At 63.1% G+C, this 21,955-nt stretch carries 21 protein-coding genes and 1 pseudogene; 9 read left to right on the plus strand and 13 right to left on the minus strand.

Going from position 1 to position 21,955, the window contains the following annotated elements; genetic code table 11:
• Positions 1 to 102 precede the first annotated feature (102 nt).
• From RHODMAR_RS26510 to RHODMAR_RS29660, 7 genes and pseudogenes are all read right to left on the minus strand, one after another.
• Complete coding sequence (locus RHODMAR_RS26510; RefSeq protein WP_008720921.1) at positions 103 to 2,340, minus strand: heavy metal translocating P-type ATPase; 2,238 nt, start codon at positions 2,338 to 2,340, stop codon at positions 103 to 105.
• Positions 2,341 to 2,374: 34 nt separating this feature from the next.
• Positions 2,375 to 2,605 (minus strand): heavy-metal-associated domain-containing protein, encoded by a 231-nt coding sequence (locus RHODMAR_RS26515; RefSeq protein ID WP_008720922.1) that lies wholly within the window; start codon positions 2,603 to 2,605, stop codon positions 2,375 to 2,377.
• Between the two features lie 124 nt (positions 2,606 to 2,729).
• Positions 2,730 to 3,791 (minus strand): hypothetical protein, encoded by a 1,062-nt coding sequence (locus RHODMAR_RS26520; protein WP_008720923.1) that lies wholly within the window; start codon positions 3,789 to 3,791, stop codon positions 2,730 to 2,732.
• Positions 3,788 to 4,954, minus strand: a complete 1,167-nt coding sequence (locus tag RHODMAR_RS26525; protein ID WP_042940502.1) for a tyrosine-type recombinase/integrase — start codon at positions 4,952 to 4,954, stop codon at positions 3,788 to 3,790. Before RHODMAR_RS26525 ends, RHODMAR_RS26520 begins: the two co-directional genes overlap by 4 nt.
• A 191-nt stretch (positions 4,955 to 5,145) precedes the next feature.
• Complete coding sequence (locus RHODMAR_RS26530; RefSeq protein ID WP_081606124.1) at positions 5,146 to 6,387, minus strand: TniQ family protein; 1,242 nt, start codon at positions 6,385 to 6,387, stop codon at positions 5,146 to 5,148.
• Complete coding sequence (locus tag RHODMAR_RS26535) at positions 6,384 to 6,671, minus strand: hypothetical protein (protein WP_232433772.1); 288 nt, start codon at positions 6,669 to 6,671, stop codon at positions 6,384 to 6,386. Before RHODMAR_RS26535 ends, RHODMAR_RS26530 begins: the two co-directional genes overlap by 4 nt.
• A gap of 27 nt (positions 6,672 to 6,698) precedes the next feature.
• A pseudogene (locus tag RHODMAR_RS29660) lies at positions 6,699 to 6,761 on the minus strand (hypothetical protein); the annotation flags it as partial.
• On the opposite strand from RHODMAR_RS29660, the gene RHODMAR_RS26540 reads away from it, so the two are divergent.
• The 7 genes from RHODMAR_RS26540 to RHODMAR_RS26570 all read left to right on the plus strand — a co-directional run bounded on the left by RHODMAR_RS26540 (position 6,742) and on the right by RHODMAR_RS26570 (position 12,709).
• Positions 6,742 to 7,041, plus strand: coding sequence for an RNA polymerase sigma factor (locus tag RHODMAR_RS26540; protein ID WP_232433773.1), 300 nt, complete (start codon positions 6,742 to 6,744; stop codon positions 7,039 to 7,041). The pseudogene RHODMAR_RS29660 and the gene RHODMAR_RS26540 overlap by 20 nt on opposite strands.
• A complete protein-coding gene (locus RHODMAR_RS26545; protein WP_008720926.1) occupies positions 7,038 to 7,541 on the plus strand; it encodes a hypothetical protein in 504 nt (167 codons plus the stop codon). Before RHODMAR_RS26540 ends, RHODMAR_RS26545 begins: the two co-directional genes overlap by 4 nt.
• A gap of 102 nt (positions 7,542 to 7,643) precedes the next feature.
• Positions 7,644 to 8,453, plus strand: a complete 810-nt coding sequence (locus tag RHODMAR_RS26550) for a GAF and ANTAR domain-containing protein (RefSeq protein ID WP_008720927.1) — start codon at positions 7,644 to 7,646, stop codon at positions 8,451 to 8,453.
• Between the two features lie 516 nt (positions 8,454 to 8,969).
• The gene (locus RHODMAR_RS26555) at positions 8,970 to 9,701 is read left to right on the plus strand and encodes a mechanosensitive ion channel family protein (protein WP_008720928.1); all 732 of its coding nucleotides are present in this window, start codon (positions 8,970 to 8,972) and stop codon (positions 9,699 to 9,701) included.
• 27 nt (positions 9,702 to 9,728) lie between these two features.
• Complete coding sequence (locus tag RHODMAR_RS28795; protein ID WP_198289545.1) at positions 9,729 to 9,905, plus strand: hypothetical protein; 177 nt, start codon at positions 9,729 to 9,731, stop codon at positions 9,903 to 9,905.
• A 490-nt stretch (positions 9,906 to 10,395) separates the two neighbouring features.
• On the plus strand, positions 10,396 to 11,424 hold the full coding sequence (locus RHODMAR_RS26565) for an Rv1355c family protein (RefSeq protein ID WP_008720929.1): 1,029 nt from the start codon (positions 10,396 to 10,398) through the stop codon (positions 11,422 to 11,424).
• A 79-nt stretch (positions 11,425 to 11,503) separates the two neighbouring features.
• Positions 11,504 to 12,709, plus strand: coding sequence for a GGDEF domain-containing protein (locus RHODMAR_RS26570; protein WP_008720930.1), 1,206 nt, complete (start codon positions 11,504 to 11,506; stop codon positions 12,707 to 12,709).
• Here the strand turns inward: RHODMAR_RS26570 and RHODMAR_RS26575 are convergent.
• Together RHODMAR_RS26575 and RHODMAR_RS26580 are read right to left on the minus strand one after the other, a co-directional pair.
• The gene (locus tag RHODMAR_RS26575) at positions 12,685 to 13,509 is read right to left on the minus strand and encodes a hypothetical protein (RefSeq protein ID WP_042940506.1); all 825 of its coding nucleotides are present in this window, start codon (positions 13,507 to 13,509) and stop codon (positions 12,685 to 12,687) included. The two genes, RHODMAR_RS26570 and RHODMAR_RS26575, sit on opposite strands and share 25 nt — an antisense overlap.
• Positions 13,510 to 14,014: 505 nt before the next feature.
• A complete protein-coding gene (locus RHODMAR_RS26580; RefSeq protein WP_008720932.1) occupies positions 14,015 to 14,671 on the minus strand; it encodes a winged helix-turn-helix transcriptional regulator in 657 nt (218 codons plus the stop codon).
• A 91-nt stretch (positions 14,672 to 14,762) separates the two neighbouring features.
• Between RHODMAR_RS26580 and RHODMAR_RS26585 the strand changes: the two genes are divergently transcribed.
• Positions 14,763 to 15,182 (plus strand): DUF1761 domain-containing protein, encoded by a 420-nt coding sequence (locus tag RHODMAR_RS26585; protein ID WP_008720933.1) that lies wholly within the window; start codon positions 14,763 to 14,765, stop codon positions 15,180 to 15,182.
• 38 nt (positions 15,183 to 15,220) lie between these two features.
• On the opposite strand, the gene RHODMAR_RS27300 is transcribed toward RHODMAR_RS26585, so the two are convergent.
• The 3 genes from RHODMAR_RS27300 to RHODMAR_RS26605 form a co-directional block, all read right to left on the minus strand.
• Entirely contained in the window at positions 15,221 to 16,150 is a 930-nt protein-coding gene (locus tag RHODMAR_RS27300) for a DUF2637 domain-containing protein (RefSeq protein WP_008720934.1), read from the minus strand.
• Between the two features lie 498 nt (positions 16,151 to 16,648).
• Positions 16,649 to 17,530 carry a ParA family protein gene (locus RHODMAR_RS26600; RefSeq protein ID WP_232433774.1) on the minus strand — a complete coding sequence of 294 codons (882 nt, stop codon included), beginning with the start codon at positions 17,528 to 17,530 and terminating at the stop codon, positions 16,649 to 16,651.
• 606 nt (positions 17,531 to 18,136) lie between these two features.
• Positions 18,137 to 19,966: a hypothetical protein gene (locus RHODMAR_RS26605; RefSeq protein ID WP_157226258.1), complete on the minus strand. Its 1,830-nt coding sequence runs from the start codon at positions 19,964 to 19,966 to the stop codon at positions 18,137 to 18,139.
• Positions 19,967 to 20,758: 792 nt separating this feature from the next.
• Here RHODMAR_RS26605 and RHODMAR_RS26610 point away from each other — a divergent pair.
• Positions 20,759 to 21,430 (plus strand): class I SAM-dependent methyltransferase, encoded by a 672-nt coding sequence (locus tag RHODMAR_RS26610; RefSeq protein ID WP_008720938.1) that lies wholly within the window; start codon positions 20,759 to 20,761, stop codon positions 21,428 to 21,430.
• Between the two features lie 152 nt (positions 21,431 to 21,582).
• Here RHODMAR_RS26610 and RHODMAR_RS26615 read toward each other — a convergent pair.
• Positions 21,583 to 21,955, minus strand: a 373-nt coding sequence (locus tag RHODMAR_RS26615; protein WP_008720939.1) for an ATP-binding protein, incomplete at its 5' end; no start/stop codon positions are given.

Raw genomic sequence — 21,955 nt, forward strand, 5'->3', positions numbered from 1 at the left:
CATGGTTTTTACCAAGACAAGGCCGCACCCCTCTCCAGAGGAGGGGTGCGGCCTTGTTTTGACTGTGGCTGGTTATTCGAGCAGTGTGAAGATCCCGAGTTCTCAGCTCTGTGAGATCTGCCTGGACTGCGCCTCGGAGTCCCGGCTTCCCTCGCTCAGGGTGCCGGTAATGGCGTCGGGCGTGAGATCGAGTCGACGCAGCAATTGCGCGTTGGCGGCGACGATGATCGTCGACAGCGACATCAGGATCGCGCCGATCGACATGGGGAGCACGAACCCGACCGGCGCCAACACCCCTGCCGCGAGTGGAACGGAAATCAGGTTGTATCCCGCTGCCCACCACAGGTTCTGCTTCATCTTTCGGTAGGAGGCGCGGGAGAGTTCGATCACCGACAGCACCGACCGTGGGTCGTCGCTGGCCAGGATCACCCCGGCCGAGGCGATCGCCACGTCGGTGCCCGCGCCGATCGCGATGCCGACATCGGCTTGCGCCAAAGCCGGTGCGTCGTTGACTCCGTCGCCGACCATCGCCACGGTGCGCCCTTCCTGTTGCAGTGAAGCGACGTTGCGGGACTTGTCTTCTGGTTTCACCCCGGCGAAGTAGCGGTCCACCCCGAGTTCGGTGGCCACGGATTTCGCGACGGCGTCGGCGTCTCCGGTGATCATGACCACCGTGACACCGCGGGCGTGAAGGTCGTCGATTGCGACACGTGATTCCGGCCGGATCTCGTCGGCGAGGGCCAGTGCACCGATGACGGTGCCGCCGGCGAGGACGTGCAGGATGATCGCCCCGTCACTGCGCCATTGGTCGGCGACAGCAAGTTCGGTCGCGTGTTCCTGGTCGAGCAGTGCTGGTCCTCCGACCTGGATTGTGGTGCCGTCGACGTCCGCGGAGACCCCGATCGCGGGGGACGACTGGAAGTCGGTGGCCGACGGGACGGTCAGGTTCCGCGTTCGTGCAGCGTCGACGATGGCGCGGGCCAGCGGGTGCTCGGAATCGGCCTCGGCCGCCGCGGCCAGCGCAAGGACGTCGTCGGCGGTGCGCCCGTCTGTCACCTCGATCGAGGTGACGGTGGGTTCGCCTTTGGTGAGGGTGCCGGTCTTGTCGAACAACACGGTGTCCACGGTCCGCATGGTTTCGAGTGCGAGGCGGTCTTTGACCAGGACCCCTCCGCGGGCGGCTCGTTCGGTGGCGATGGAGACCACCAGCGGGATCGCCAGGCCGAGGGCGTGCGGGCACGCGATGACCAACACGGTGATCGTCCGGATGACGGCGTCGTCGGGGATCCCCAACAGTGTCCACGCGGCGGCGGTGATGATCGCGGATCCGAGAGCGAACCAGAACAACCATCCTGCGGCGGTGTCTGCGATGCGTTGGGCCTTCGATGTCGAGTTTTGGGCGTCGGCGACGAGGCGGCCTATTCCGGCGAGGGCGGTGTCGTCCCCTACCGCGGTGACCTGGACCCGGATACCGGAGTCGGTAGCCACTGTCCCGGCGACGACCTTGTCGCCGTCGTTGCGCCGGACGGTCCGTGATTCTCCGGTGATCATCGATTCGTCCATGCTCGCCGATCCGGAGACGATGGTGCCGTCGACGGGCACCCGTCCGCCGGGACGGACGACGACGACGTCGCCGAGCTCGAGCTGGTCCGGCGATACCGGCACCACGTCGTCGCCGTCGACGCGTTCGGCGGTGTCGGGGAGCAACGCTGCCAGGGAGTCCAGGGCGGAGGTGGTCTGCGCGAGTGAGCGCATTTCGATCCAGTGCCCGAGCAACATGATCACGATCAGCAGGGCCAGTTCCCACCAGAAGTCGAGTTGATCATCGAGGATGCCGAGACTCGCTCCCATCGAGGAGACGAATGCGACGGTAATTGCCAGTGCGATGAGCAGCATCATTCCCGGTGCGCGCGAGCGTATTTCGCTCACTGCACCGGTGAGGAACGGGGACCCGCCCCAGGCGAACATCACGGTGCCCACCACCGGGGAGATCCAGGCGATCCAGGCCGCGTCGGGTAGCGAGTATCCGACGAGCATGGAAAACATGTGTGAGGCGACGATGACCGGGACGGCCAGAACAACCATGATCCAGAACAGGCGCCGGAACATGCCGACGTGGTCCCCGTGTCCTCCGGTGTGACCACCGTGCCCAGCATGGTCGCCGTGCTCGTCATGCGCCGAGTGAGCCGAGTGAGCCGAGCTGTGAGCGGACGGGCCGTGAGGCTCACCTGCGGCTGCTGCGGTGTGCCTCTGATCAGCGGCATCACCGCTGCTGTGTTGTACCGGATTCTCGTGGTCCGTGTGTGTCGGGTCGACGCCCTGAGGTATGTGGTTTTTCATCGCGAGAGGTCCTTCCATCCACCGAGTTCGGTGGCTACGCCGTGCGTGGGTCTGCAGGTTGTGGTTCGGCCGTGTATCCAGCGTCGCGGACTGCGGCGATGACCTGAGCATGGTCGAGTACGACACCCGCTGTCACTGTCAGTGTTCCCGCCGCCACAGATACCTCGACGGCGTCCACTCCGTCCACGGCGCCGACTTCCTCGCGGACCGATGCTTCGCAGTGCCCGCAGGTCATGCCGGTGACACGGTAGTTCGTGATGATCATGTAGCTCCTTCGTCGTGTTCAGCATACCCCTGGGGGGTATCCAGTGGTCCTGTTGGACCATACCCCCGCCCCGTATATCTGGAAAGGGTGCGATCCAATGAGTCCTCGGAAGTCGATGTTCGGTTCAATCGACGGTCGGTGCGGTCTCTACGAGCCTGAGGAGATCGGCCACGAGCCGGTCGGCCCGATCCTCGACGTCATCGAGGATCGAGAGGGCCTCGGTCAGGGTGGTATGAGCATTTTTGCGGGCGTCGATCCCTCGTTGGTGATAGGCCGAACCGAGCGGCTCCCCAATCGTTGCCTCATCTGAATGCTCCGCCGCCGCGGACCTGACCTGCTTGTCCGGGAGTCGGTGTACCGACGCGCCGCCGCGCAGGTGCACTGCTGCGATGTCCGCGATCGCGCGCGCGGACAGTGCTGTCGCGGTCAGCGGCGTGTGTCCCCATCGGTCGATCGGGGTCAGCAAAGGTCGCCTCTCGGCCGGGCTGATGCGGGTGTCGTAGCCGGCGAGTTCGGTGCCGTCGCCGCGGGTCATCAGCTCGGCGAGTATGCGGGTGTTGAGATACCGGTCGGAGAAGCCCAGGACTTCGATCCACCGCCGATACACCATCGCCGGGGACACACCTGCATCGATCAGGGCCGCCGGTGTCGATGCCCGGGTCCCGTCGACGGTCTCGACGTGCAGCGCATCGACCACCGGATCGACGGCAACGTCGCAGACTCGGAGGGCTGCCAGTTGTGAGTAAGGCAGGCCGGTGGCGGCCAGGGTCAGGATCAGGGCGTCGCGGCGGGCGAACAGTGCTGCTGGCCACCCGGCCGCGGGTAGCTGCGCGATCACCACAGCAAGCCGGACTGCGAGTTCGTCGATCCGCGCGGACCGCGCAGAGTCGACAGCAGCGCGGACAGTGTCGCTGCAACCAGGTGCCGCGAGATCGTGCCGGCGGTGCACTGCGCCGATGACCGCGATACGCCGCTGCTGTGTCGCGGTGGCCGCGGGATGTGCGTACAGAAACTGTGCCAGCAGCTGCGGTGTCGCCGGAAGAGCGGACTGCTCGTGGGCGGCGCACCAATCCTCGAACAAGATCCAGGTGTGCCTCTCACGCACTGCTGCAACGGGATGCGGCGACATCGGCGGCCGAGCACGCGCCGTTGCATCGGACGCAATTCCGCTCGGTTGCCCGGTCACAGGCCGAGGTCGTTCACGGCATTGCCGATCAGCGGCGCGTGCTCGCGGGCATAGATCTCGACCATGCCGGGTGTGGCGTGCCCGGTTTGGCGCATGATCGCATGTGCGTCGGATCCGTTGCGGAAAGCTTGGGTGACGAATCCTGCACGCAGAGAATGCCCGCCGAGCTGCGCGACGGTCTCGGGGTCGTAGCCGGCCCGAGCGGCGCGGCGGCGGATCGCCGCATGGACCGCAGCCCCGGACAGGGCGGTGTCGGAGAGGTTGCCGTTCTTGCGGATGGACCGGAACAGCGGCGAAAGTTTGTCGGCAGTGGGCAGGGTGCCGCGGCAGAGATGGGAGTCGAATTCTGCTGCGCGGGTCAGTAACCGAATGATGGCGACTCTTCCGCCGGTGTCGAACGCGGCGACGATCTGCAACCAGCGCACCCATGCACAGACCGGGCAGGATTCGTGCCGATCGGTGAACGGGAGTGCCTTTACGGTGCCGGTGCCGTCCTGGTCGGTCTTGGACTTCCAGATCCGTACGTGGGCGCCGTCGAGGCGGTCACGGCGGACATCACGGCATTCGAGGTCAACGAGTTCGCTGCGGCGGAATGCGCCGGTGTAGCCCATCAGAAGCAGCGCAGTGTCGCGGCGTTCGAGCACCTGCGTCGCCCACCCGACCGCGCTGCGACGCGCGTGATCGACGATCGTAGTGATGTCAGCGGTCAGCAGCGGTGCGCGCGGTTTGCGGGGCCGCTCCCCCGCAGACGCGTAATCCCGCCGGATACCTGCAAGGGTCGCGCGCACCATCTCGTGCCCGCACGGGTTGTCGTGGCCGGTAGCGCGGTGGCGGTCCGCGACCGCCGCGACCCATTTGCTCAGTGTCGCCGGCGCATACGTCCGCGTCCCCTCGACGGTGACAGTGTCGGCCGCCGCAACGAGGTATGCGGCCACGGTCGCGGGGTGGGCCGGCAACGGGATGTGTCCGGCGGCGGTGCACCAGGTCTCGAAGCGTCGCCACGCCGAATCGTAGGCGCGGCGGGTAGCAGCAGACCGTGCCGACGCCATCGACCGTTCGATTCGAGCGGCGACCTCGCCCGACAGGTCCGGAAACACCGCCACACCACCCGCCGGGGCGATTGAATCCATGTCCAGGACCTCATCGAGCTGCCGTTCTGCCATGACAGGGACTGTAACGAGCACCCCCGACAGCTCTTTCGAGTTGAAAACACGCTGAGCAGGCGTTTCAGTGGAGACGATGCGGGAAGGAAAATTCTCGTCGGTCACCGCACGCAAATCGTGGGTGACTACAGGGCGCGATTGATGTCCGCGTAAAAGTGAGCGTAGGGAAACGTGTGGTGATCATGCGCGCTTCAGTCCCAGTCCAGTCGGATGCCGAGCTCGACGAAGGCATAGGCCAGCTCATCGACGTCGTCTTCGGTGCGGCACCCCGTTCGAGCGAATCCGAACAGAGATCGAGCGGCGTCGCTGTCGACGCGGGCGGCGGCGACAGCGGCATCGATCGCCGCAATCACACCGTCCCACGCGCTGCGGGCGGGTACCGGACTGCGAGGCCTCGTCGGAGGGGTCCCGGGATCGACCGGCTCGTACAGTCGTGGCCGCAGTAGCGCGGCCTCAGCACCGCTCGCGGCTATCTCATCGTTCTCCACCGCGATGATCGCGGTGGCGGCAGCAAACAAGACGTTCGCTTGCTCGTCCCACCGCAGCTTCTCGAACGGAACCCACGATGTCCGCAGCGGGCGAGAACAGCCGGTGGACTTCCAGATCGCGCTCAGTGGCTTCGCCCACCATCCGGTGCGAACCAGCGGTGTCGACACCTCGTCGACGACGGTGCGCAGCAGCCTGAACCACACTGCGGCATGCACGCGGCCCGCGCCGAGCTCGACGGACCCGCTCGTCAACGCGGCGGCGGTGCGCCGGTCGATTTCTGCGACGACTGCCGATACCGGTATCGGTGGTGCATGTTCGTCCGAGCCGGGCGGTGTTCTGTCCCAGAAAACCAGTCTCCCGGGTATCACAGCGCAGAATTCCAACCGGCAGAGGTGCTTCGTGCAGCTGGTCAGCATCGGGTACTGATGAGCCATCATGACCGCGATATCGGCGTCGGTGTCGAGGGCGTCGATGCACAGGGGGCATGCCCGCGTATCGAGCGTGCTCACCCAGGGAAGCCACGTGCCGGCGGGCGGTGTGCGTCGACGTCGATCTGCCATTGCCAGACCTGGCGGTAGTAGGACGGAGAACTGGTGGACGTAGGTGTCGAAGTCGCATTCGGCGGGGTCAGTGCTGTCGAGGAGCCAGGGCGTGCACCCCGCCAACGTCATCTCACGCAACCGTTCCGCCGTACAGATACCTCTCTGGGCGAGGGCGTCCAGCACCGGCTCGGGTGTGTAGCGGTCCGGGTCCACGCCCGAAGTGTCGAGGCCGAGCCCGTCGAGAAGGTCCGCTGCGGTGATCGACGAATACTGTTCGCTGGTCCGGGCCAGCCACGATGACAGGGTCTCGCCGCGTAGTGGTTGCGGGTGCAATGGCCACGGCCGATGCCCATCGTGGTCGAGCACTGTGTGCGCTGTAGAGACATCGGCTGGAATCGTCATGCCAGATGCCGCTCGAAGTGGCGGCGGCGTTCGGCGGGCCCGGAGTAGGCGGTCTGGGTCAACACCTGTGAGGTGATTGATTCCTCTCCGACCTCTAACGCAGTCACCGCGGCCGCGGTCAACAGCGTGGCCAGTTCGCCGATGGTTCCTTCGCACCGGGTGAGGAGGTAGTCGGTCATCTCCGCAGATGTCAGGTACGAGGGCGCACGCAACGGGAAGCTGGCGGTGAAGCTCGCCAGCAGGGAGCGGGTGTCGGTGTCGTTGGTCCAGATCGGCAGCGTCATAGGGTGAAAACGGTTCTCCAACTGTGCATCACTGCGGATCGCGAGGTACGCCTCGCGGGTACCGACTCCGATGAGAGGGATCCGTGTCAGACATGCCCAACCCGTCGACGACAAACTGCTCCAGCCCCTCACCGACCCCCGTGCGGTCGACCCGTTCGAATTCGCCTCCAACACGCAGTTCGTCGAGGCACTCGAAGCCGCACTCGCCGAGCTTCCTCTGCGTCAGCGTGCATCATGGGTGTTACGGGAAATCGAGGGGCACACTTTTCCAGAAATCGGGGCCGCTCTGGGATTGAGTCCCGATGCCGTGCGGGGCCAGCATCGTCGCGCCCGCGCGATGTTGAGTCAACGACTGATGAGGTGGCGATGAACGACGATCCTGTCGCTGCTTTCTGGACAAGAGCCTGCACCGTCCTGCGAGAGCTACCCGAACCCGGATGGGACCGAATCGCAGGCGCGGTGGTCGACGCAGTTCGCGCCGCTCCGCGCGGAGGCTGGCCGATCGACATGAGCGAGACCGGGGCCAGAGATGACGCCTCGGTCCTCGGAACACTCGCGGTCAGCGATCTCGTTCTTCGCGGCGCGATAGCACGTGCAGTGCGTCTCGACGAGATCTGCGTCCCGCAGGTCATAGAGGTGGTCATCGACAATGCTCACCTGCGCACGATCAGGGTCGAACTCACCGCCCGATACGGCAGCGAACTCGACATCCTTGCCGACCGAATCCGCCGCACCGTACTCGATGTCGTCGACGACATCGTCGGTAGCGGTCCGTTCGGCTCCGGAGACGGCGGTAGCTCCGCCCGCGGCGCTCCTGCGGTCGACGTCGCGGTCACCGACATCGTGGACGGAAATCCGCTGACGTCCTGAGCGCGAACAACTGGTAGATCTGCCAGGCACTTGTTCTGCCGACCGGCTCGCCTTGCCGTCTTGTATGGCTCGACGTCCACGCGTGTGCTTTCATCAGGGGCCATGGACAACACCGATGCCACCAGCGCTTCCATCCTGGCCGCCACACCGATCGGTGGCACCGACGACGCCTCCGACATCGCCACAGCCGCCGCCAGGCACGGCTTGGATCCCGCGCAGCTCGGGGCGATGCTCATCGCGCTCGGTGGATCGATATCCGACGAAGACGATCTGGTCGTGCTCCTGCAGCGTATCGTCGAAGTCTCCGCCGACGCCATCGACGGCGCAGACAGTGCCGGAGTCACCATCGAACTCGGTGGCAGTATCTACACCGCGGTCCACACCGACGATCGCACCCTCGAGGTCGATGCTCGTCAATATGCGGCAGGTGACGGGCCCTGTCTGCACGCTGCCCGCAGCGGCGAGACCGTTTTGGTCGATGTCGACCACTGCGAGCAGCGCTGGCCAGGGTTCGCCGCCGACGCCGCGCGCGAAGGTATCCACTCGTTCCTCGCAGCGCCGCTGCGTACCGCGGACATCACCCTCGGTGCATTGAACCTTTACGGCCGCGCGCCCGCAGCGTTCGACGCACTCGACGCCGACGTCCTTGATGTGCTCACCACCGCCACCGCACGCGCGATCGGTGACTACGCACGCTTCAAGTCCGCCGCCGAAGTATCGATCGCTCTGCGCGACGCGATCGAACATCGTGCGCCCATCGAACAGGCCAAAGGGATGCTCATGGCACTGCACCGCATCGACGCCGACGCCGCGTTCGCGCTCATGCGCTCCCAATCGCAGACTTCGCATCGCAAACTTCGCGACATCGCCCACGAAATCATCGACACACTGACCACCACTACACCGGGGTAGTCGCCCCGCCCCGCAACCGAGGTCCCCCACGCCCGGCCCCGATGCCGGTGCCCCGGCATGTCTGCCACACCACGTCGGCTCTAGAGCAAGCCTCCAACCGCTCATCGGTAGATACGAGCTGCGGAATTTCTTCGGCGGCGACATCCCGACCCTGCAGTACTCTCCACCTTGCCGAGCTGTAGCCGACGCTCGGCGCGCGCAGCAGGCAACCAGGAAATGTGATACGTATCACTTTTACGTACGGTGTAGGTCGCTCTCTTCGTCACATAACAGGTCGGCTTCGAACGCGATGGCGTCGACGCACCTCCAGCTTCGGGGGTGCCCGGGGTCGACCGCGAAGCACGTTCCCACTGAAGAGGGGGGTCGCTCCGCCTGTGTGCGGCGCACCGACCCGCACCGCGCATACCTCTCTGCACGTGTCGCGTCCGAGTTCATCCTCGATTCTGCGGTTACGCAGGCTCGACGGTGACCCCTGCGACTCGTCACCGTTCCCACGATCAGAAAGTACTGACACCCATGTCCGAAGCACTCAACAACGCTCTGTCGACCATCGCAGAGTTCGTCCCCAAACTATTGCTGTTCCTGGTGATCCTGCTGATCGGAATCGTCCTCGCCAAGGCCATCGGAAAAGCGCTCTCAGCCATCCTCGAACGCGTCGGATTCGACCGCGCGGTCGAACGCGGCGGAGTGAAAAAAGCACTCGAGAACAGCAAATACGATGCCAGTGACGTCGTCTCGAAAATCATCTACTACGCCTTGGTGCTGTTCGTGTTGCAGTTGGCATTCGGGGTGTTCCCCGCCAACCCGATCAGCGTGCTCCTGAGCCAGATCATTGCGTTCCTCCCGCGCCTGATCGTGGCCATCATCATCATCGTGGTCGCCTCGGCCATCGCTGCCGCAGTACGTGAGCTGATCTCGAACTCCCTCGGCGGACTGTCCTACGGCAAGACCCTCGCCAACATCGCGTCGGTCTTCATCCTCGGTTTCGGTGTTATCGCAGCTCTCAACCAGATCGGTGTAGCCACCACGGTCACCACGCCGATTCTGATCGCAGTCCTGGCCACACTCGGCGGGATTCTCGTCGTCGGTGTGGGCGGCGGACTTGTCCAACCGATGGCCAAGCGCTGGGAGGGCTACCTGACCAAGGCTGAGGACGAAATGCCCCGAATCAAGGAACAGGCCGCCAACGCGCCCTCTGTGAAGCAGCAGGCCCAGCACGCAAAGAACGAAGCACAGCACCGCTACTGATCACCTGATATGCACCTCGGTGCGTGGGTGGATATCCACGCACCGAGACCTGCCATCACGCGCGCCGTACGCCTTCTTGGAGGGAGTGGTGTTCGCTCGTTCTGCCGTCGCAAGTACTGGTCCGATCATCCGCACGGAGCAACAGCGTCCACGACCGTCGCGCTCGCCGCAGCAGGCCTGCTCGACATCTTCACCTCCGGCTGATCGTCCGCCAGCGTATGTCGTCCCCCACTCCGTGACACGCGAGGGAGTTGCCTGGATACGTCCTCTGCCACACAGATGGTTCCGGCGTCAGTGTTGTTGTCGACTGGCTCTGTGCGGCCAGCAGGAATCGTCCGCGCTCGTTCCAGTCGGTTCGGTGTTTGTGCTGGTGGATCAAAAGTGTGATGACCGCGAAACGATCAGCCACGAACGGGTCGTTCGAAGTTGTTTTCAGTCCTTGCGGCGTGTACTGCTCCTCAAGTCCAAGGGCAACGGCTGCTGACTCGCGTTGTTCGGGCACGGCACGGTGGCGATGTATTCCCATAGGCAGTGGATTCGGTCGCCTGGATAGCCAGTATCAACGTCGACGTGGTGTCCGCACCGCCGGGAAGTACTTGAGTAACGTGAAGCAGTCTGATGTCCCTCCAGGCCGTCGGACACGATCGGCGTTGCGTGTCGTCGACAGTCATCCGAAAGATGTGGAGCAGCAGCAATGTCAGAGCACAGCGTGTTCGACCCATCCGAGCGTGAACAGGACTCGGTGGTCCGTGCACTGCTCGATGACCCCACCGTCGGTGTCGTCGACACGACACTCGACCAGCTTGCCTCGCTTCGCCGGTTACTTCCCGCGATGACCGGCAAGACCGAGGAATTGCCGCGGTGGGTGCATTACCCGTGGCGGCGCACCCTGGTGCGGGTCCTCGGTCCACGCAGCTTCGATCGGCTACGACTGGATCGCAACAGAAACAAGATCACTTCCGCAGAGCAAGCTCGGTTCAGAGGCCTGCGAGTGGGAGTGGTCGGGTTGAGCGTCGGCCATGCCGTCGCCCATACCCTCGCGCTGGAAGGACTGTGCGGCGAGTTGCGTCTGGCGGACTTCGACGAGCTCGATCTCTCCAATCTCAACCGTGTCCCGTCCTCGGTGTTCGACTTGGGCCTGAACAAGGCGGTCGTCGCGGCGAGACGGATCGCCGAACTCGATCCATACCTGAATGTGCAGGTCTTCGCGGACGGTGTGACGGCAGAGACGCTCGATGGCTTTCTCGACGGGCTCGATCTCGTCGTGGAGGAATGCGACTCGATCGACACCAAACTTCTGGTCCGCCATCACGCCCGAGCCCGCGGCATACCCGTGGTGATGGAGACCAGCGATGGAGGCGTCCTCGATGTCGAACGCTTCGATCTCGAACCCGACCGACCTGTGTTCCACGGACTGCTCGGCGAGATGAAGACCGCGGATGTGTCCGACTTGACCGTCGAACAGAAGAGCACAATCGCGGCAACGTTGCTCGAGCCGACCAAACTGACGCCCCGAATGATTGCGTCGGTGCCGGAAATCGGGCGCACGATCTCGACCTGGCCACAGCTAGGCGGAGACGTCGCGCTCGGTGGTGCCGCTGTGACCGCTGCTGTGAGGGCATTCGGCCGCGGTGAACCGCTCCCGTCCGGTCGGCGGCGAATCGACCTGGATGCGTTGGTGCGCACCGGAGTTGATCCGACGGCCGGACCGGCAGGGGGATGAACCAGCGCGCCACAAGAATGAGGGAAGCCGTACATTCCGTGCCGGGATCACGCCCAACTCTGATTCGAGGAATCATCGAATGAATTTGATCGACAAGTCGTTTCGTCGGCGCGCGAACCCTTGGCGATCACGGCTCGATACCCGCACTAGCGCAGTCATTATCAGCGCCACCGGCGCAGTGCCGCTGTTGGCTATTGCCCTGGTGTCTCCGACCTTCTTGCGGCCGAACGCTCTTCCGATTCTCATCGTGGTGCTGACGTTCACCGCTGTCACAGTGCTCTTCGCTGCCAAAGTGGGGCGGTTGGGTGAACGCCAATTCGCCGTCCTGGGCTTCGGCGGTATGACCGGAGTCGCTATCAGTGCCTACCTGATCGCCGATCCGGCCGGGACGCGCGCGGTCACCTCGATGCTGGCCGTCGTTCCGGCCATCGCGGCATCGAGCTCACCGACACGCGTCACCGCCCGCCTGTCGGCGGCCTCGGTCGTCATGGCCACGGCGCTGTCGGTGGTCAGTGTGGGATCCTCCGGGTGGGCGGTGACCGCCGTTGCGATCGGTGCCGCCGCGACCACGGTGCTGGTGCCGGTCGCGCTCATCGGTGGCCTGCGCCGAACCCTGTCCTCGGTCAACGAGAAACTGCAACGGCTGGCTGACACGGACCCGTTGACGGGTCTGGTCAATCGCCGTGGACTGCTCTCGAATGCCCAGTTCCTCGTGCAGGAGGCGTGCGAGCGGAGGGAACCGCTGTCTGCTCTCGTCGTCGATGTCGATCACTTCAAGACCGTCAACGACACCGTCGGTCATACAGCCGGCGACCGAACGCTCGCCGCAGTTGCCGATACCCTGGCCCGTGCTGTCCACGCAGTGGTGGGCGCATCCGATGCGGTCGTCGCTCGGACGGGTGGCGAGGAGTTCCTAGTCCTTGCTTCACACAGACCAGATCACGAACTGGCGCGACAGGTACTCGATCGAATTCGGTCCGACTGCCCGGTCACTGTCAGCATCGGAACGGTGACACTCGACGTAAGGCACACTGCACTCGGTGACCCGGCGTTGCCCAGCTCGGGCGTTGCTTCGAGCGAATCGGGCGGTCTCGATCAGGTGCTCGACGCCGTCGTCCGTGCCGCCGACGCCGCGCTCTATCGCGCCAAAGCCGACGGTCGAGATCGGGCATACCACGCGGGCACGATAACGATCGACTGGTCGGGCAGCCCCCGGTCCGGACAGCCACGGGCGAGCCGCCCCAGAGACTCCACCGGCCGTCACGCCGCCGACGGGATGCGCTGACCGTACCCACACAGTGAGCGGGCCTCGCGGACCATCGTCTGCCACACCTCGGGCCTCGCGTTTCTGGCCAGCGTGTCGATGTCCCACCACATCATGACGGTCCGGTACTTCTCACTCGGGTACGCCGCGGCAGGGATGGTGTTGTCGATCCGTCCACCGGAGCTCTCCCACAAACGCAAGACGTGATCGGCCGCGCTGGCGAACAGGTATCGGCTACCGGTCAATTCGAGTGTCGGCAATGCTGTTCGCGCCAGGACATTCGACACCGTCCGCCCTGCGGCCCCCGCATCCACCCACGCGCTTTTCATTTCTACGATCCCGTGGGAGAGCCGAGCGTGCAACAGTTCGGTGACCAGCGGCAGTCCAGGCGAGTCCTCCCATTCGGTCAACACGTGGGATTGCTCGATCATCGTGTACGGGCCTTGGGCTCTGACGCCGCCGAGCATCTGCCCTGACTTGTCGAGCACCACATAGAACAGGGTTGTCGTCGCGCCGGAGGCGACTTCGTCCATATCGAGCGCAGCGGTGACACCATGGCGTGAGTACGATTCCCACGCTCCGTCGACATAGCGGGACCACAGTTCCGGGGAGCCCGATGGCGTCGCGGCCGTCAATGTCATGGTTCCCCCGGCGCAGCGCGTCGACCAGGGTCCGGCATCGAGACCTCGACGGACGGGATGGACGAGCTTGTCTGCCTGTGCGCCCTGCCAGCTGGCCGACAAGCTTTGCGTACCGTGCCGATCGCCTGCGGATTCGATGGCATCAGCCGAGTGCGCGATAGGGAGTATGGGTGTCGTCATCGATGAGCTCCTGAGGGGGTGGTGCCCGATAACCCTTCTGGGGCATGTCGAGCGAGTAGTCGATGTGGAACAGCTGTCAAAGCCATTGTGCAACAAGCAAGCCTACGGACCGGAGGAATGCTTAAAAACATACTTTTGGTCTGTTAGCGGCTGCTTAAATGTGTTATATCACTGAATTGAGCGCATGGAAGTCGCACAATTCATGATTCATCACATCACCTGGTTGGGTGAAGCGGTTTTCAGCGAGGATTTGTCGGTCAACGACTTCGGTTCGCTCCGGATGTCGCTCAGGCACAGGTGTCCTTCTACGGCGGTGCGGGACAACGGTATGGGCGGTTCCCCTCAGAGGTGGGAGCAGGGCGAGGCGCGCGGAACAGGTCTGATCCCCGCCCTAGGTATCGCGCTGAGGCAATTGGTGGCGACCGTGAAAGAAACGATCGTTTGTAGCGTTCGTGAGGCGTGGGTGGCGGCAACGGTTCAGACGGTCAGGTTCCGGGGCTCAGTTTCAGAACGGCGGTTGAGTACGTCCCGCAGGAAAAACGGAATCAAGAACCTGCTCGTCACCGCGGACTTGTAGGGAGGGGCGCGCTTGTTCGACCGTCAGTGCGCCGGCGGCGAGGCCGACAATAATCTCCGGGGCCGCTTCGATGACGGTTGCTGCCGTTTGGTCACGGCGACTGAACGCTTGCGGGCCATACTCGTCGATGCGCAGGGCGATCGAGAATCCTTCGATAAGCAGATCGACTTCGACCGCGGGCGTCGCAGTGACGTCTCTCAAGAGGGCGGGTAGAGCCAGAACCAGCCAGCGTGGATGAAACACATCGTCGCCGCGGCCTGAGGCGACCAACGGCGTTCCCCACCGCCCAAGGGCTTCCATCGGATCACGGAGCTCGGCACCCCATGGGGTCAGGGCGTAAAGCACCCCGGGATCCCCCAGCTGTCGTTGGACAATGCCGTTTTCTTCGAGCGTGCGAAGTCTCTCAGCAAGAAGGTTCGACGCTATTCCAGCCAGTGATGCTTTCAGCTCGTTGTAGCGCAACGGGCCGGGAAGCAGCTCGCGGACGATAAGAAGATTCCAACGCTCTCCTACGAGGTCAAGCGCGCGAGCCAGACCGCAGAACTGTCCGTAAGAACGGGCTCCGTTACGCTTTACTTTGTCCATTACGGTAGATAATATCAACCAAACTTATTAGCTGCCAGTGGCTGTCGCGATCGGGACGGCGCTCGCGTATGCAGGGGAGTGATCGCACACAATGGGTATCAATTGGCTCGGTGTCATTCTCGCTGTAGTGGCGGGGATGATCGTTGCTTTTCTTTGGTATCAGACAGGACCGATTGCCAGCGCATGGGAGAAGCTGACCGGGGTGACCCCGGAGCGGATCAAGCCAGTGCGGGCGCGAAGCATGCTGCAGCTCTTCATCACCGTCATCATCATGGCGCTCGGGTTAGCGGTCGCAATCGGGCTCGCAGCCGAGGCGACCGGCAGTACTTCGGTGTGGGCGGCGCTGCTCGTAGGGCTCGTGATGTGGGTTGCGTTTTCGGCATCGACGCTCGTTCAGCACAACGCCTTCGAGATGAAGCCGGCCAAGCTCACGATCATCAACACCGGGTATCAGCTCGTGCTCTTCCTTGTGATGGCACTTGTGCTCGGACTGCTCAATGAGAGGGTGTGACAGAAACGTTTGTTTCTGTCACACCCTCCTGTGGTCGGTCAGCGGTTTGCAACCGCGTAGTCGTGTTCGGCAACCGCGTAGTCGTGTTCGGCAGCCGTGTATGTGTCGATGTCGGCCGGGTGAAGTTTCTCCAGAGCGTTTCTTGTGTCGGCCGCGCTCTCGGCCGGTGGCGTTGAAAGCTGGGAAGCCGCTTTGGTTGCGGCGATCTTCTGTTGGAGGTTCACCCACTTGTCATAACGGCTTCGGACGGTGGTCGGCGAGACTCCAAGGACTTCTGCGGCCTTGTTGAATTTGCCCATCGCGGTCGGGTGATTGAGATAGACGTCGACGGTTTCCCATACGACTTGGTCGAGGGTTCCGTGCTCGTCGTCGGGTGTCTCGTCGCGCTGTTCGGTGCTGTTCTGCGGCCTGGCTGTCGATTGTTCGACTTCGGTCGCTTCGAGCACGGCGGGTGTCGCGGATGGGCGTCGGTGTCGGGGTGCGCTGATTGCGATGGACATCATTTCGCTCATGGTCATCACCATCAGGGGGGCGAGTGCGCCGAGTGCGGCCGCGACTCCTGCGTTTAGGTCGGTAACTGTAAGGACTGCGTGGTAGGCGTTGCCGGCCATGCTGGCCAGTCCAGCTAGGGCAAAGACAGCGATGATGAATCGTCGGCCGAGAACTGTGCGGTGATCGGTGTGTTGGGACAACGCGACTCGGAATATGCCGGCGGCGAGTATCGGGCCGTCGAGGACCACTGGTATCACCCACGCGGAGTCGCGCATGCCGGCCATCGCGGCCAGGTCGTAGAGGGTGGCGAAGCTGAGCTTGAAGCTCGATGCTGTAACGACGAAGGCGACGACCAGGCCGATGACGAGCGCCCAGGTCACGATAGCCGGGTGGATCTCCACCGGCTGTCCAATAGTGGGTGGCGGTGTGATGTCGTCCGCTGTATCGGTTTTCTGGTCAGAGTTACGGTTGTTCATAGGTCACAGCTCCTAGGTTTGTCTGTGGCCGCCGGCCCCGGTGGTGTGACAGCACTGCCGGGGCCCCGCGTCGGGTTTCGAGTGTTTCGATGACCAGATGGGGTGGCTAGGACGACAGTGGTCGGCCCGCAGACAGTGGTACGTCGGATCCCCCGTACCGCTCGCCTTCGTTGTGTGTGAGTTCGCGAGCCTGGGCCTCGCGGACGAGGGCCTTTTCTACGAATTGAGACCACGACTTGTCGTCTTCGAGGTGCGCTGTTGCTTTATGGACGCCACGTGCGCGGGTGAAGACGTCGTGGTCGATGTAGACGGTGATTCTCTTCGTCCTCGCATCGTCGTCCGCGACCGTGTTCGACCCGACTGACGGAGGTACCTGCGGCGTAGCTGGTGGTGGTGGTACCGGACTTCTGTTTTTGGCTTGCAGCTTCGACAGGTCGCCCGTGACTGCTGGCCGCCGCGGTGGCAGGCCTGTTACGACTCGGTCTTGCTTGGGATCGGTCATGCGTTCGCCCTCTCTTCGGCTGCAGTGATGCGTGCGATCATTTCCTGTGTGATGGCAAGTAGGTCGTCAGCGACTGAACCGGATGACTTAGGCGCGAGGGATTGCGCCTGAGCCTCGCCACGTATGACCTCGTACCATTTGGGCCCCTTGCGAACGGCGTCGTCGAGTTCGTGCACCAAGAGTCCTCGTTCTCTCGTTGCCTGTGCTGTCGCTTCCGAATGCCGCACCACTCCCGAGAACAGGACACTGTCGTCCTGGAAGGCTTCGGCGACGAGTTTGCGTGCACGTTCCTGTACTGCGGTCGCAGATTTGCCGACTCCCACCAGCACAACTCCCAGCAGGTCAAGGGTGGGATTGATGTCGAGCACTGCGTCGAGACGGTGAGCGACAGCCGCCAGTCCTTTACGGCTGGATGCGTCGCTTTTGATTGGCACGACCGCCCAGCGCGCAGCAGCAAGGGCGGCGTTCTGCAGCGTCTCGTCACCGGGCGGGCAGTCGATGATTATCAAGTCGTAGTCCTTGGCCAGCGGTGCTAACAGGACGGCCAGTGCCAACTTCGCGCCGTTCGGGTCCTTCGCTGCCTTAGAGGCCAGGGCCGCTGTGGCCTGCTCGAGGTTGACACCTCCCGTGAGGACGTCGAGGTTTTCTCGGACGCCCCTGACTGGCTCTACGCTTCCGCCGAACGCGAGGGCTGCGGCGAGGGCACGTCCGTGGTCGTCCCTGTCCGTTTCGGTGTACCCAAGGTCCTCCGCGAGGTTTCCCTGGGGGTCGAAATCAACGATGAGAACTTTGTAGCCGGATGCAGCGGCCAGGCCACCGACGTTGGCCGAGAGGGTTGTTTTCATGACGCCTCCCTTGCCGTTGATGATGGCGATCACCCGTTCACGGTCATAGACATCTGCGCTCACGATCTTGATGTTCCCTTCTGAGGTCTCGACTTGGACGGCATACTGTTAATACTGGCAATCCTGTTATTGCAGGTATTAACAGCATCACCTGCGTTAGCTGTAATGCTGCGAATCACAGCATTGCCGACATCGCTGGCATTGTCAGCATTCATGGCAATCATGCCATAACTGTCTATAACAGTAATAGCTGCAATACTGCTATTAAACTACAGCAATGCTGTCATTACTGCCATAGTTGGCCAGAGATGGTCGACCAAACTGTTCAACTTGAGGCGAACCCCGAGGTCAGAGCCACTCGCAACAATGCTGCTATAACTGCCATTCCGCCCACTCTCCGACTGCATCCCCTCTGGCCGGCCGGGGCTGGGGCCGCAGCACCCATCTTGGCCATGTCTCATTCCCTAGGAAATATGCATACCGGCCGCGCGTGGCGGTGACCCCGCATCCGATGCGGGGTCACCTCATCGCCTCCAGGCGTGGCGGCCCCGCATCGTCCACCGCCACGCTGATACCGGCTTATCGAATAACGCCAATGCTGCTAATGCTGCTAATGCCATCATTCATGTCGGTGATCGATCAGGAATCTGAACACACGATCACTGCACCCAGCTGATCACTGAGCAGCTCCATGGCTTCCAGCACAGGATCAGGCTTTGGGGGCCCGGCAGCAAGCATGGCCGCCCACAGCGTCTCCGACTCTTCCCCACGCGGTGGGGGAGCCCCAGAGATCGGAACGTTGACTGGATCTTTCATGAACAACGCAACGGACGGACCGTAGAAGCGGTTCTCGAGCCACACCTGCCATACGAGCCGTTCGGCTCGGTGTCGGACGATCCTCTCGGCAGCGACAGTTTCCAGGCCGTGAGCGGCCGCTACGTCGTCCAACGTGCGGCACCCGATGCTCAAGGTTGCGCCGTTCCGTTCGATGAGCCCAGCGGCCGTCAGAGCTGCGAGAATGGCATAACCGTTCGACGGCCGGAGCATTGCGCCAGCAAAGACATCGTCGACGTTTGTAGCCAGACCCGCAGCGACCAGCTCGTAGACCATTCGGCCGCGTAGGCCGAGCACGCTCCATGCCGGGTGGACCGGCTCGACCCGGGCACGCTCGACACGCGCTCGTCCAGGGCCGCCTGTGGTCGCTGGCGTGGTCAAGGCGTAGCGGTCGGCCTCCCGACCCGCGCCGCGCGCTACGAGTAGCAGGGGAGAACCTGGGGTCTCTCTAAGGACCCTCAACGCGCTCCATACGGTCGATTCCGACATCAGCCCAGCTGAGTGCGACAAGCTGCGACCGCCAACCGCCACGACGGGGACGCCCTCGACCAGCTCTCCAGCCAAAGCCGATGTGTAGGCCAGTGCCTGGGCCACAGCGAGTAGAACAGGTCGCTGGCGGGTACCGAGGAATTCTGAGTCGATCCACAGCTGTGCGTGAGCTAGCCACTTGCGCCGAATTCGATCTTTCAGGAAGGAAGTACCTCCCCCTGTGAGCTTGTTCTTGTGCGCGAGTTGATGGAATTGATTGGCAGTCCCTGCCGCCCAGGTCAGGGCCTTCTCCACGTCCCGTCGAAGAGCGACTGCGGGATCCCTGTACTTCTCGGTGTAAGCGCGGCGGACACCAGCCCACTCCTTGGTAGCGATCGCCTTCTCGATATCCGCAGCGCTGGCACCCCGAAGAACCGCGTGGCTGATGACGGACTGGCGTGCTTCCGAGGGCGTCGGCCAGAGGGCCCTGTTGAGCTTGCCGGTGGCCGCGTAGGTCTCGACGGCCTCAGGGAACGGCGTGGTGCGGTGAAAGCGCGGGTCCAAACGCCGCTCTCGTCCGACGCCGACGAGGCGTTCGTCCTGGGTGAGCGAGGCTGCCACGGCGGCAACTGCGGTTCGGTGTCGGGGAGTGGTCACGCCACCGAGCAGAGCAGTCAAGCGGGCAACGACACCACGGTCGGAACGGACAGTGAACGCGTCGATCGCGTCGTCGAGCGTCCCATCGAGGCGGCGAAATCCACCCTCCCGGCAGGGTGACCCCGGGGGAGTAATGCACCCCTGCTCCACCCCGAGCATGGGAGAACGGTCCAGAGTCATCAGCCGAGCAGCGAGGAGCTCCATCAAGACTTTGACGTCGTCGACCCGCAAAGAACTGTTGGTAGCCAGAGGTACGAGCACGTGGCGGCCGCCGCTCGTCGAGCGATCCGTTACCGTGCGTGCGCCACATTGGTGGAGCCACACCAACACCCGTTCGACATCGGCATCGACCTGCTCGCCCGTGTGATGTTTGGCGTCAAAGTCCAACGCCAACAGACACGTACGTCCCCTGCGGTAGATCGGTACGGCCGCCGGCACCGCCGGCAGGCGCTTCGTCCAGCTCTGTCCTTCGTCCGCGAACTCTCCTGTGACGGGGCTCCACAGTCGCATGGACCGACGCGCGGCCACGAGCGGAGACAGACGTCTCCAAATAATGTCGGACGTCGACATCGTCGACTCGACACGATCGTTAGATCTTGAACCTTCATCAGGGCGCGAGGTACCCTGAGACGAGACCAGCAATAGTCTGTCCCTTCCAGGGGAATGCAGCACCGAAACGAAGATTGGCTCTCCGTTTCACCTCGAGCCCTCGACCTGCCAGTCGGGGGCTCGACTCTTTTCGGTCTGCACGTAGTGTGCGAGCGGGGCCGAGGCTAACCGTCCTCAAGCACTCCGCATTCTTGTCCGGCTATGCGGTTAGCGGCATCACCTCTTGGTTCAATTCGCGTACAAGATCGGGGCGTCCGTGAACCACTGCAAGCAGATCCGCAAGGTACTGCGACGTAGACGTGCAGCCCGCCTCAAGTGCTCGCCGTTCGATCAGGTCACCAACCTCCACAGGGATACGAGTTGCGTACATACGCCTCGACCCCTTGCTCTGCATGGCCATCGCTGACACCTTTCCCGGACGCCAATCCACCTCCGGATTCTGTAACAGATTGCGAATGGTGCCGGTTCGACACGCCGTGAAGCTGTAACAAGATTCCCGGAAGTCCCCATGGAAGGGACATCCAGCGGCGGTCTTGGGCTGGTTGTGACGGATCGACAAGTATCCTCCGGCCCACGCCGAACCCGATCCGCACCGACGCGCCTGCCCCAACCACACCCATAGGGCAGACTCTTAGATCGCGTGGTAGCTACGCGGGGGACTGGCTCACACACACCGAGAGGAACATCGACTCGATGACATCTGATACGACCCAAGCGGGGGCGGCTCCGTACAGCAGCAATCTGTTTCTGAACGTCTACGATCTCTGGGTCATGCGGCTATCGAACAGCTACGCCTGGCGCTGCAACCGGCAGAACTTCCTCGACCTCTACAACGGTCGCATCGGACGCAGACACCTTGAGGTCGGGCCTGGATCAGGTTGGCTACTCGCCAACACAGACTTGCCAGCCGACCTCGATCTCACTCTTACGGATTTAAGCCCAAATTCGCTCAAGCACACCGCGTCTCGACTCCAAATACCCACCACGCTGATCGAGCAAGACGTACTTGAGCCCTTCGCTGAGGGCATAGAGAAGTTCGACTCGATATCACTCAACTACGTTTTGCACTGTTTACCAGGCGACTGGTCGACCAAAGCTGCAGCCTTCGACAATCTTGCCGAGAAACTGAAGCCCGGGGGAGTGCTGTTTGGATCAACCGTGATCGGAGTCGATCAGCGATACACCCTATTCGGCAAAGCTCTGATGACGGCGTACAACAAGATTGGTGCGTTCGGCAATTGGCATGACGATCTGCCGGGGCTGGAGAAGGCGCTCAGCAGTCGGTTCGAGCAGGTGAAGGTCGATATGATCGGAAATGTCGCTCTTTTTGTTGCCGAAGATCCGAGAGCCACACCACGGATCTAGCACTTACGAGGCTCGCTAGCCTCGATCTTTCTCCCCGGTGACGTGCTGGCCTGAGCGGGTCGAGATTGTGCTTGAAACCCTGTTGGCGCACTGTCGCTTGCCAGGGTGATGGGACCACCTGATTGCCAGAGGGTAGGGACCACCGTGGCGCGTTATTGAGGATGCTCGTTGTCGGTGGTGACGTCAACTGTTCCGGGTCGGGTGCGTTGCCGGTAGGACGGGCCTTCGATGACGAGGGTGTGTGCGGTGGAGGTCAGTCGGTCGATCGCTGATTGCGCGAGGAGGGTGTCGGCGGTCATGGTCAGCCATTCGGACGGCTCGCGGTTCGAGGTCACGATGGTGGTCTTCTTCCGATGACGTTCGACGATCAGTTCGTAGAAGTCGCTGGTCTCGGTTGCATCGAGTGGCCGCAGAGCGAAGTCGTCGATGATCAGTACCTCGATGGCGGTCAGTCGTCGGATTTCGGCGTCGACGGTGTTGTCGAGGCGGGCTGCGCGCAGCCGGGTGAACAGTTTGTCCGATCGT

The organism is Rhodococcus sp. AW25M09, assembly GCF_000333955.1.
In the GTDB taxonomy this organism is placed as follows: domain Bacteria; phylum Actinomycetota; class Actinomycetes; order Mycobacteriales; family Mycobacteriaceae; genus Rhodococcoides.